This window comes from Vibrio sp. 1CM24A (assembly GCF_023161725.1).
Classification (GTDB): Bacteria; Pseudomonadota; Gammaproteobacteria; order Enterobacterales; family Vibrionaceae; genus Vibrio; species Vibrio coralliirubri.
This window is the reverse complement of sequence record NZ_JALNTS010000019.1, coordinates 1-12,643: the sequence shown is the minus strand read 5'-3', so window position 1 is coordinate 12,643 and position 12,643 is coordinate 1. Positions and strand designations below refer to the sequence as shown.

Genomic DNA, 12,643 nt, shown 5'->3' with positions numbered 1-12,643 from the left:
CTGACTCCGATAGAATATCGAACTCAGGCCTTGAAAGCCGCTTAACAGAAATGTCCAACTTTATGGGGTCACTTCAATAAACGGTGGCTTTTTAATCTAAAAACAACTATTCGGCTTGCTATAAATTTCAATCTAATTGAGGTTTTTTTAGTTAAATTTAATAATTAGTAAAATATGCGTCGGTTACATAAGTATCTATACCAACGGCAACATTATGTCCAGAGTCAAGTCTACTACCTATTTGTATCCAGTATGTCTGATTAGGGTTGATATCCGACCAATTCATATCACCTTTGTAAATTGGAGTTTCAGGCTTATCTGATGTCGGTGCATTATATATCTCTAACATACCATCGTTCACTTGGATCCATAAGTGACGCTCTGGTGTTGAAAGATCCATATTCGTTTGGTCATACAGTTCCCAGCCAGAAACCACTTTTGCGTTTTGATACCAGTAATCATTAACGACCTCGAAAGATTTACTCGTTTTGGGTGACGAAGGCCAATTTGTATTACCCCAAGTCTCTGAAGGCTCGGAGGACTCTTGTTGCACTGCGAAGGAAAAGCGGCCATTTTGTGGTGCTAGACCACCTGCATCTTCCACTTTCATGTAGACGACAAAATTCTCACCTGAGTAATCCTCTTGATAGACATTAATCGTACGTAAGTTTGCCCCCCCATCGCGACCTTCTAATATCGGTATACCAAAATCAGTTAAAGGCTTTAGAGCTTCTTGTTCTGCTGCGATTCTCTTCCATTTGTTGCTATCAGCTAAGTCCAACTGGGAGCTTGCTGCTTCCGACTTAAATACAACCGAATCTACTTTCGAAGCACTAGAATGACCTGAAAGTACGGTATTATTGAATGAAGTATCAGTGTAAAAGTCATTTAACTCACCGGCAGCATCAGTCACTACTTCCAATTCCGATTGGTAGTTTGAAAATACACCCTTATTTCGTTCAGAGACTAATTTAACGTTTTGAAAAGGTGCTAGGTTCCCATCTGGATCTGTAACAACACCATCTAGATTAAACTTAACACCATTGATAAAGCTATATTCTAAAGTTGTCATAAAATCTTGAACGGCTTCGTTGTCGAACATAACACAAGTCGCGAAACCTACATCTTCACCCTTCAAAAGTTCAGACGTACTTCCATCAGTAGCCCCAAAGCTAGTACCTGATATTTCAGAGGCCATGTCCGCACTCCAAAAGAGAGTCCCTGCTGGCCAGTTTTGAGACTCGAATAAGTTTCCTTGCTCGGCTAAAAGTAACTCCCACTCACGCCTAATAGGTAAACGCCCATTTCTCGACGAACAATAATTTTGTGCTTGTTTGAGATTCATTGTGACAACTTCTGAGTACTTAGGGCCTGAAATCCCATCTTGCTCTTGATAAGTTGTATAGGCTGTATTCGTGTAGTCCGCTAAAACCTTGCTTGCAGGCGCCGTAAAAGTAATATCGGTACCTATCGTTGAATCGTAGATCGTAATATCTTCCCAATCTTGTACGAGGCTGAAGTCAGGTTCGACTTCAATATAAACCTGTCCAACAGCATACCCACCACGTCCGTCTGTTACCGTATAAGCAACTTCATGTGGTCCCGCTTGTGGTGATTGAAACGTAAAAGTATGCCCTGTTGTTGAGGTGATTTCCGTTTCTGCGTTATAAGCGCGTACAGAATCTAAGATCACGCTGTCTTCAACGTCCGATACATAGTCAGTTAAATCGATTTCAACCGACATATCTTTGGCAAGTTTGCCTTCTCGAATATAGTCAGTTGCGACCGGGGGCGTATTTCCAGTATCAGAAACCGCTACGTCAATATTTCCAAGCTTAGTTGAAGCTCCATCACTCATTGAATACATAATTCGTGTCACGCCAATATCTGTCGGTGTATAAGTGACCGTATTATTTAACGAGTTGACTTCTACTGAACCCGCCCCTAATAAAGTCACCTCTTCCGAAACCATATATGCCGACGTATCTAAATCACCTTCTAACTCTGAAGACAGGTTAATAATCACTGGTAATTCAACATCGGTCGTTTCTGATAAATTCGGTAATGTGTTATCACTCGCGGTATTTGAAACTGATACGCGAACAATCGAAGAGTCTTGCCCCTCATAACTAGCACTATCTAGGGGCTCTACAGTGTACTCATATTGGCACTCACCTATTAGAGCGGAACTAGTGGTAAACAACATTCCATTCATTGATGTCACTTGACAAGCTTCGCCTGAAATTAATCGGACAGAAACAATCTCCATTGCCACACTTGCATCATTTACAGCAGAAACCTCAATTGAGCTATCTTCTCCAACCAGCGCCTTAGACTTAGTCTGTGACGCCTCTATTCTCACCGACTTTGGCTCAACTAAATTGATATTCTCTGATGCATTGCTTTCGCTATTTCCACCGTTACAGCCAGAAATAAGTCCAATAAGTGATGTTAGTAAAATTAGTTTTAGATTCATTGTGACTACCTAATAGGCTGCAAAATAAAGAGAAACGACATTTGAATTGGCACTAGCTTGGTTGTAACCACCAAAAGTAATCCAATATGGTTGAGTGAAATCAACGGTATCATCGACATTAAATGTTCCTACGGGAGTTTCTGGCCTTTCTGGAACACTCGCTCGATATATCTCAACTAAGTCTCCCCTTTTATCAAACCAGACATAGTTATCAGTAGCTCTCACGTTAGTGCTTACGAACGCCGAACTGCTTCGAATACCTCGCTCAATCAAGTAATAACCATTGAAATAGTAATGTGTGTCGAACCCAAAAGTGCTTTCATCTTGTGGGATTCCATCGGATTGGGGAATTTCTTCTGAATTCCAGCTGTTTGGGTTATTGCCTATTTGTTGTATCGTAAATGAGGCTGCTCCTGCTGTAATTGAACCCAATGCCTGAATACGATACATCGCAATAAAGCTCTCCCCTTGAAAACCATGACGATATACATGATTTAAATGGTTATCTTTGTTCGCAATAACTGGTAAACCACTATCACTTGCTACACTCAATTCAGGAATTTGAGCATTCCCAATTTGATACTGTCGGCTATTCCATAAACTTGGTTCCGTAACATCGATTTCTGAATTCTCAAGCTTCGGCACAAATGGATATAGTTCACTAACTGAACTTATTGCTACCGCAAGTATTGAATTACTGAAAGATGTATCAAAAAACGTCTCGTTAACCTCGCCTATAGAATCTGCAATAGCATTTTTAATCGACTGGTCATTATCAAAAACGCCCATATTATTTTGCGACATAAAAACTATATCTGCATATGGTGCCGCCACCCCATCAGGATCGGAGATTTGAACTTTGTAATTATACTGATTACCCGTGCCATCGATGTAATTTGCACGAACAGTAAAGTCCTTAACACTTGGATTGCTCAAATCTACACACGTCGTATACATACCAACGGTCTTTAACTGATTCCCGATAGTCCCATCATTCAAATGAATAGTGACAGCGTTTGTTTCGCTGACATTTTCCGAAGTCCAATACTTCTTACTTGTTGGCCAATTGTGGTTGGTGAATGCACTGGTTTCGTTAGTAATGAGCGTTTCAAGCTCTCGCTGTAGAGGCAAACGACCACCTCGAACTTTGCAGTACTGCCGAGCTTGGCTAAGTGTTTGAGTGACGACTTCAGCGTCTTTTAAGCCTTGTGTGCCATTTTCTATATACGTGCTTGTGTAAGGCGCATTGACGTAATCGGCGTACACTTTGGTCATTGGTGCGAAAATGCGGATGCCTGAGCTGATCACAGGATCATGAGTGACAATATCTTCCCAATCTTGGATCAAAGAGAAATCTGGTTCGACTTCTATACGCGCCACACCAGTCGTATAGCCACCCATGTGATCGCTTACTGTGTATGCCACATCGTGCGGTCCTGGTTGGGTAGACGAAAACTCAAACTTTGTGTTGGTGACATCGGCAGGATCGTAAAGTGATGTTGTCGAGTTGAAGTCCTGTACGCCAACGAGTTGCAATTCATCTAGGTCTAGGTCTGATATATGGTCTTTCACATCCACGACTACACTCTCACCCACTTGCGCGAGAGCATCGTGAGCAAAATCTGTTACATCAGGCGCTGTATTATAGGTATCTTCTGAAGTCGCAATTGACAGCGAGCCTTGTTGAATCGACTCACCGTTTTGGTAGCTGTAATACACCTCGGTTTGACCTTTTTCCGTTGGCGTAAACTCAATCTGATGTTCACCAGAGACGCGAGCTGTACCTGAACCTAGGCTGATAACACTGTCCTGCAGGACAAAGTCATCACTCGGTAACGATGAGCCTAACTCACTATCTAGATCTACAACCACCACCTGTGATTCGATGGTTGATGCTGTAATACGTGGAAGAGTGGTAGACGAGTAATTCTGTCCCATAGCAACACGAGCGTAAGAGGTTGCCATTGAAGTGTGAGCTGAAGTCGTTACTTCATATTCGAACAAACAGTCGTTAACGTCAGACGAATAGACATTGAAACTACCTTCACTAATACCTTGAACTTGGCAAGAATCACCAGATAGAGAGCGAGCATTAGTTACGACAAAATCTTGGTTATTCGATGTATGAACATGCTCAGTCAGATCAATAGTGAAGCTTTGTTCTACCAGCGAGTTATCTTGAATATCTTGCGCACTAATCGAGGCTGATTCTGTTAGAGATGCAGTAACACCTTGCTCTCCGTCGGAGTTAGATTCACCACCACAGCCTGCTAGCAATACCGCTAAACTGACTGAAGTAAACACATTTAGTGTCGAATTCCGTTTCAACAAATCATTGCTGAATAGATACATTAAAAGCACTCTTATTAATGAAGTTAGGAGGTATTGTGAACCTTGCCTCACTTCTACTCCATTAAATTGCTATGATTCATTATTAAAAATTAACCCATTGAAATTTAAGGCTATTAATTCAGAATCCATTACCTTTCAAACTTCTAAATTTTTCTAAATATCGGTATGAAATTTGATAAAGACTGTTTAATAAACATTCAATCACATTAAGTTAACTCCTCCATTCATCGTCTCCATACTGCCCGACTCATTTACATTGATACGGCAAACGTTATGAACCAAACCAAAATCGACCGCGTGTACAAATTGGCTCTGCAGCACAAACATTCACTGGATGCACTCAGGTTATTACAGCCTATGCGCCATCATTCTATGGAAACCTATGAGCACACATTGCGAGTTTGTTTACTGTCATATTCATTTGGGCAGTACCTAAAGTTTGGTCGTGAACAGTTGGAATTGATTTTCGATTCTGCTCTTGTTCACGATTTAGGAAAACTGGGCACACCGGATGCGGTACTTCATAAAAATGGCAAATTAACACCTGTTGAGCGCCAAGTTATGAATAAGCATGTTGAAGAATCTTACTCGATGAGTAAGCAAGCTCCCGAGTTAGAATTCGCTTCGATTTTAGGTGCTTTACATCATGAACGATGGGATGGAAATGGATACCCGTTACGACTAAAAGGATCTGAGATTCCATTGATTGGACAGGTTCTTGCGCTTGTAGATACATGGGACGCCATGACATCAACCAGAGCTTACCGCACAGGTATGCCCGCACAAAAAGCACTTCGTATTCTGTTTGATGAGAGATTAAAGGGACAATTCAACCCACTTCTGGTCGACAAATTTATCGCCTTTATTGCCAGCACATCAATTGAAGAAATGGCTTAATCGAACGGAGTAAACGGAGATGTAAATGAGGGGCACTAACCAACAACAGAAGCAAAAAGTCCGTGTTCGAGAACACGGACTCTTCAGGGATATACTTAAGCTTAGGATCAATCTCGTCAACCAATTGACTTAATCACGTGCTAGCCTCTGTCAGCTTCTGACTTAATTGGTTACCGAAACACCTAAGGCAATTGCGTCTGTATCTCAGATAACACCTCATCTAACCCTTCACCTAGGGCTTCAACAAGTGCTTCATAACCTGCTTCTTTCAAGGGTACTTTGGATTCGAAGTCGGCACGCGCAAGTACTGTATCTTGATCGCTCAATACCCAAGTTCCTTTCACTTCTGCGTTTCCGGTATAAGAACCATTGAACTGCTCAAAGGTTATCGTCAACTCTCTTTCGGGCTCTCCTGATGTATCAGAGGTATTGACCCGCTCTTCAAGCAACCCTTCAAGGTTCTCAGCCCAAACGTGTTTACGCGCAGACACCAATTCATTTTCAGACTTGCGATAAGCTATTCCTATCGTGTCGAGGTAATCCGGCAAATCAACACTAGTTTTGACCTTAAAGATGGGCTTATCCAATGTACTTTCAGGCAAGAGGTAGGCGTTAGTACCATCAGTAGGCGCAGCGCACCCCAAGAGCCCGACTGACACAACCAGTGATATAAATAGCTTTCTCATTATTCCACTCCCTTAACTGGAATCGGGTCTTCTTCTACTTCGCTACCGAACACCAACGCATTCGGTTTGTCGTTCAGCACTTTAATCAGTGGGCGAAGCTCTTTTAACACATGTTCTAACTCTTCAGATGCACTGATCAATTGCTTGTAAGCGTCGGAGTCATCATCGTAACTTTCTAATGTCGCCTCAAGTTGCTTCATGGTGTCACTCAGATCTTGTGGTAACGCTTTTGCGCCCTCACTACCCATCAGTTGATCGACACTCTTCAAGGTAATATCTAATGATGCAAGCGATCCGTTTAAATTGGCAATAGTCGCGTCTAACGGTAGCTCGTTAATCTTGGTTAGGAAATCGGTGATCTGATTTTGAATTTCGGTTAGACCACCCGCGACAACTGGGAACACAGGGTAACCATCAAACTCTCTGGGTTCGTAAGTCTCCTCATCTTCATAAAAATTAATGTCGACAAACAGCGCTCCTGTAAGCAAGTTACCCGTTTTCAAGGTCGCTCTTAACCCTTCGCCCATTTGCAGCTTGACGCGTTCAGCAAAGGCTTCGGCATTCACGGCTCTAAAGACTTCAGAAACTCGTTCTATTTCCAGCTTGATTAAGATAGGAATACGGTTCGAGACTTTGCCATCTTTATCCATGCGAATTTGTAACGGCACCGTATCTACAGTGCCAATCCTGACACCACGATACTCCACTGGAGCTCCTTTCCTTAAACCTCGAACCGATTCTTCAAATAGCAACACATACTCGATCGATGTCGTGTACTTACCTTGTAAAACCGCGTCGTAATTGTCGTACAGTGTGTACTCTTGAAGGTTCTCTTTTATCTGCAATCCAGGCTTAATACTCTCGGCTACATCAAAGCTCACACCCCCAGTCAGGATGCTTTCTATTGATGCAAAGTTAACGTCTAAACCATTCGCACCAAACTTCACATCGATTCCAGAAGATAGCCAAAACTGCGTTTTTTCGAAAATCAGGCCATCATAAGGTGCAAAGATAAACAGTTGGTATTTACCCTCTTTCTTTTCATAGTCAAAGCTTGTTTTCTCAACCCGACCCACCACGAAGCCATGATGCAAGACAGGTTCTCCTACACGCAGTTGATTGGCCTTATTATGTGAAACCACCACACGAATTCCTTTGGTATCTGGTCCCGCGACGGGTGGTGTGTCTAATACATCGAACTTCAATTGAGACTCACTCGATTTACCCGGCTTCAACTCAATGTACGACCCCGACAAAATGGTCTCAAGCCCACTAATGCCATCGGTGCCGACATGGGGCTCAACCACCCAAAACTGGGTTTCTTTATTGATCATGCGTGAGGCTTTCTTGTCTATCTGAGCTTTGGCTATGATGTATTCGTAATTTTCACTCAGCGCGACATCCGTAATAGTGCCCACATGTACATTTTTAGACTTAATTGCTGTCTTTCCAGCTTCGATACCTGAAGCATCAGGCAAGATCAAAGTGATCTCTGGTCCGCGATTGTTGAAGTACTGAAACAACATCCAACAGCCGACCAAAACCGCGATAATGGGCACAATCCAAACCGGAGACAATTCATTTTTTTTTGATACTTTCGCATCTGACGCGCTTTGTTTTTCCATATACCCCACACCTCTACCGAGAGATTATTTCCATATAATTCGAGAATCAAAAATCATTGCCGACAACATAGTGAAAATGACGACGGCAGCAAAAGACAAAGCAGCAGGCCCAGGGTAAATAGCCATCAACCCGTCTAATTGAACCAAGGCAACCAGAATGGCAACCACAAAAATATCTATCATTGACCACCGACCAATAAACTCAGTAACACGGTATATTTTGAGAAATCGAGTCGCTTCATCAACAGGTAAACCCTGAACCCTTTTTGCATTCCAATACAAGTATGCGAGTGCAATCATTTTTGCCATCGGTATAAACACACTGGCAAGCAAGATGATCAAAGCGACTGGGTATGACCCCATATTCCACAGAATGATGACACCTTCGATGATGGTTGAACCTTCACTCGTCCCGAATGCAGACGTATACATCATTGGGTATAGGTTTGCCGGGATATAAAAAATAATGGATGTGAGTAATAGAGCCCACGCTATCTGAAGGTTTTTGGTTGGATTAAATCGGTGTAGGTGAACATGACAACGAGAGCATTGACTAAGTTGGTCATCATACAAGTGAACCTGCCCACAAACATGACAAACCAAATGCTCATGCTTTTGGAAAAGGCTACCCGTTACCGATTCATGCAACGGCTTAGGTGGGATCAATCGGTCCCAGATCCAATCAAAATCAACCAACGAAATGGTTTTGACCACCAGCATAGCGTAGATACCAAATGCCCAAAATGATATACCCATAGAGACATCGGCTAGTGCTGCTATTTTGATCAAACTAACCAACACACCAATCAAAAATACATCCACCATGAGCCACGGTTTAACCCAGCTCAAGGTCTTTAAAATGAAGATCGCTAAACGGCTTAGGTTCGGCGAGTGGGTGCGCCTTTTTTCAGTCAACGAATAGAACCAGATCGCGCTAATCAGAAAATAAGCAGGCAGGAAAATAACGGCAAGAAATAAGAGTGCGGCAATCAGTGAATTATCTAACCTATTCATCATATCCACGGCTTGATAAAGGGTTATTTGTTGACTGATACCTTGGACGCTAAATGACATGTAGGGAAAAGTAAGACTCATCACGAGTGTGATCAAACTGGCCACTGCGTAGGCCATCACTCCTTGCCCCTTACTCGCGCCGATGCTGCACAAAGTATGATGACAACGAGGGCACGACGCCTCACTGCCCGAAGGTAATTCTCGGAACTGACTGACTAACCCACATTCGATGCATGACTTGGTACAAAGATCAGACAATAACGGATCCTCTTAGCGGTTGATAAGCAACTAGACACTAAGACTAACTATAAGTAAGGGTTGGATTTTTTGCCAATATGCACACAATTAAACAAATACAGTATGGTAGAAATGAGAGGTAGAAAGATAAAAGAAGAGATGACCAATTGGCCACCTCCTTTTAATCATTGAACGAATACAAACGGCAACGATTTAACTCGTTGCCGTAGTCACGCACTATTTACAGCGTGATCAGTTGTGATTGTTGTTTAACTGATAGAAAGTCACTTGCGCATAATCGCTGTCGTCACTTGAGTTATCTTGCAAATAGATACCTGCTTTGAAGTACATGTAGTTATCTGCATCGTCATAACCGCTGTTACTCATATCCACTTCTTTTGCCGCCAATTCTGAGCCATTTTGACTAATGGTAGTAATCAACTTGTCACCTTCAACAACAATGGAATACGAGAAGGTTTCATCGAGTGCAATTCCGCCACTTGGGTTGCTAGTGCTGTTTAAGTCACCGTCAGAAGTTACCATGTTACCTAAAAGGTTATGCCAAGTTTCATCGCCACCGTTCGATTTCGAGGTTTCATGAGCGAAGTAGATTGCGCCTTTGTCGTTACCTGGCAGTTTATGGTAGTACAGACGAATAGGTTCGTTTTTCTCAGCGTGGATCTGGCCAATCACGATTCGACCCACTTGTTCAGTGTTCGAAGTAGTTGTCGTCACATGATTGATAGCTAACGTCGCATTTAACGTCCCGTCGATACCACCAAAGTCAGACTGGTCACTCGATGGAATAGACGAAAACGCCCAGTTATTGTCTTTACCCGAGGTGGAGTAAGAGGTATCACCGCGACGAAGCATTTCTCTTAATTCGGTACGAACATATTTTGTTCCGCTAGATGTTGTCACACCTTCGACAGGTGTGTAGAACACCAAGCCACCATCACTACCGGTATAGAAGAATTGGTCTTCATAACCCGCATCAAGCGTGTTCTCTTTGATAGAAGTCGCGTAGCCATCACCTTCATCAACGGGAATGCTCACATACCAATCCAGTAAGTCGAAGTTGCCTGATGGCGGTAGGTTTGGATCGAGTCCGTAGTCAGGGCTATCGTTGCCACTGATTTCGACTTCAGTAATATTCGTCCAAACACTTTCCGCGCTGTTTTCAAAGACTTTGATACGAATCCAACGAGCTTGAACATCCGTCACATCGTAGGTTTCAAATCCAGATGTGCTGCCACTACTATATCCATAGTAAACCTTGTCCCAGCTACTTGAACTTTCATCAGCTAGCGCTCTGATCTCGAACTTATAAGTTTGCTCTTCACCTTTACCCCAAGCTATCGCGACGTCTTGAACATTTTGTACTGATCCCAGGTCGAGCACTAAATTAACGGGTGCATTCTGAGCAGCCCAACGTGATGACCAATCAGTACTGCCATCAATCGTATTCGATGCTGGGTAAGAGCTGTGCGCTCCGCCCCAGTCTGATGCGGATTGAATGTTCAGTGTTTCAGCCGATACGCCATAAGTAGCCATCGCTAAAAGAACCGCGCACGACAATTGTTTGTAAGGTTTAAATTGGTGAGTTAGAGGTTTAAAGGTCATACAAGTCTCCATGATATGTTTCACGTATATTATTTATTCCATATTTTGTTGGGTGTTACCGAAGTAACGAGAACCACTATAGGACAATATTTGTACGACAAGTTGAACAAACATCACGATCATGAATTATTATATTACAAATAGATAACTATGTTACATAAACCATTCTTATACCAAACACATCATCTAATAAGACGGCAATATAACGAAAAGCTTTAAACCAAATTACACTTGAGCTTTTCTTCCAACGCTTGGATACACAGCTTGATGGCGATAGGCGTATTTGAAGCAAATGGGTTTAGCGCATAAACCGTGTTGGTCGGTAGTTGGAAGTTTGGCATTATGTCGACCACTTCATTGGATAACTGAGAGAGGTAGAAATCTGGAATAACACCGATACCGACACCAGATTTGATCAAGGCAAGGCAGCTGTGGAAAGAGTTGGTGGTGCAGCTTGCTTGTTGTTGGTAAACGAAGTCTGCTTCAGTGTGAGAGGTAAAGTAATGAGAGATCTGCTTCCCCTGCCATGAGTTAGCGATATAAGGGATAGAATCAAGCTCGCGTTCACGCATGCTTTCAACGCCACACAACACATCTTTAAATTCACCCAAGCGTTTCTGTTTGAGGTTACTGTCACGAGAACTGCCCACTCGTACCGCAAAATCAATATCGTGTTCCATGAAGTCTAGATGTTGATCGTCGCTTATCAGTTCTGGCTTTAGCTTCGGATATTGCTTCATCAGATCAGCAATAACAGGCGCTACCAATAAATCCATCAACGCATTTGGAGCTGTGATACGAATCCGGCCTTGTGGCTCTTCTAGCTCGGCCTTTGCCATATCCCAAGCCGATTCAGCGATCACATTGATGTCTTTGCAACTCAAATAAAAGCGCTCACCCATGCTTGTCAGAGTTTGTCTTCGTGTTGTGCGTTTGAGGAGAGAGGCGCCTAACTCTTGTTCTAGAATTTTGAGATGTTGACTGACGACAGATTTAGACAACTCTAGCTTTTCAGCCGCAGCCGAGACTGAACCCTGCTCTACGATATGAGCGAAAATCGACATCTGCTTTAGCTTACTCATCTTATTGTTCTCTTTTTATAAACAGTATTTTCTATTATCTCTGTTTTTCAAATCAATTTCCAAGACTAAACTCAATTCAACTTATCGAGATACCAAATCAAAAAGACAGTGCTCGAAACAAGACTGTTATGGAGAAAGACAATGTTAGACAACCAAATTTTAGAAGCATGTAAGCAAGGCATTAACGCGTGGCAAAAAGCTTTCAACAGCCAAGATGCGAAAGGTTGTGCCGATCAATATACTGAAAGCTGTGTAATGGAAGCGCGTCCATTTGGTACTTTTGAAGGTCGTGAAGCGATTCAAGCATTTTGGCAAAACATCATCGACCAAGGCTTCAAAGACGTTGATTACACCGATGTTAAATGGGAAGAGCACCCTGAAGGCGGTTACATTCTTACCGCTAGCTGGACAATGAACAAAGCGTTTGGCGTTGTACATCGTGAACACTGGGCACTTGAAGCCGATGGCTGTGCTCGCTTAGTCAGCGATGACTTCGAAGTTCAAGGCGAACGCTAGAGCTGTAATTAACAGCTAGAAGCTCAAAAATAGAAACAGAAAACAAAAAGCCAGCAATTGAACTGACCCCCAATAGTTGGACACCAATTATTGGGGGTCTTTTTATGTCCAAATATAGCCGTGAGCTAAAATGTA

At 42.6% G+C, this 12,643-nt stretch carries 9 protein-coding genes; 2 read left to right on the top strand and 7 right to left on the bottom strand.

The annotated features are described in order from the left end of the window. Positions 1–157: 157 nt before the first annotated feature. Positions 158–2,476 (bottom strand): hypothetical protein, encoded by a 2,319-nt coding sequence (locus tag MSG38_RS23830; RefSeq protein WP_248402786.1) that lies wholly within the window; start codon positions 2,474–2,476, stop codon positions 158–160. A 9-nt stretch (positions 2,477–2,485) separates the two neighbouring features. Beyond that, the gene (locus MSG38_RS23825) at positions 2,486–4,828 is read right to left on the bottom strand and encodes a hypothetical protein (RefSeq protein ID WP_248402785.1); all 2,343 of its coding nucleotides are present in this window, start codon (positions 4,826–4,828) and stop codon (positions 2,486–2,488) included. 273 nt (positions 4,829–5,101) lie between these two features. Between MSG38_RS23825 and MSG38_RS23820 the strand changes: the two genes are divergently transcribed. After that, positions 5,102–5,725 carry an HD domain-containing phosphohydrolase gene (locus MSG38_RS23820; RefSeq protein WP_048609443.1) on the top strand — a complete coding sequence of 208 codons (624 nt, stop codon included), beginning with the start codon at positions 5,102–5,104 and terminating at the stop codon, positions 5,723–5,725. Between the two features lie 182 nt (positions 5,726–5,907). On the opposite strand, the gene MSG38_RS23815 is transcribed toward MSG38_RS23820, so the two are convergent. The 5 genes from MSG38_RS23815 to MSG38_RS23795 all read right to left on the bottom strand — a co-directional run bounded on the left by MSG38_RS23815 (position 5,908) and on the right by MSG38_RS23795 (position 11,992). After that, entirely contained in the window at positions 5,908–6,411 is a 504-nt protein-coding gene (locus MSG38_RS23815) for an ABC-type transport auxiliary lipoprotein family protein (protein WP_048609442.1), read from the bottom strand. Next, positions 6,411–8,036, bottom strand: coding sequence for an intermembrane transport protein PqiB (gene pqiB, locus MSG38_RS23810; protein ID WP_048609441.1), 1,626 nt, complete (start codon positions 8,034–8,036; stop codon positions 6,411–6,413). Before pqiB ends, MSG38_RS23815 begins: the two co-directional genes overlap by 1 nt. A gap of 24 nt (positions 8,037–8,060) precedes the next feature. After that, entirely contained in the window at positions 8,061–9,308 is a 1,248-nt protein-coding gene (locus MSG38_RS23805) for a paraquat-inducible protein A (protein ID WP_141710059.1), read from the bottom strand. 231 nt (positions 9,309–9,539) lie between these two features. Continuing rightward, complete coding sequence (locus MSG38_RS23800) at positions 9,540–10,910, bottom strand: polysaccharide lyase family 7 protein (RefSeq protein WP_248402784.1); 1,371 nt, start codon at positions 10,908–10,910, stop codon at positions 9,540–9,542. A gap of 215 nt (positions 10,911–11,125) precedes the next feature. Beyond that, entirely contained in the window at positions 11,126–11,992 is an 867-nt protein-coding gene (locus tag MSG38_RS23795) for a LysR family transcriptional regulator (protein WP_248402783.1), read from the bottom strand. 141 nt (positions 11,993–12,133) lie between these two features. Between MSG38_RS23795 and MSG38_RS23790 the strand changes: the two genes are divergently transcribed. Next, entirely contained in the window at positions 12,134–12,508 is a 375-nt protein-coding gene (locus tag MSG38_RS23790) for a nuclear transport factor 2 family protein (RefSeq protein WP_029222090.1), read from the top strand. The last annotated feature ends 135 nt before the right edge of the window (positions 12,509–12,643 follow it).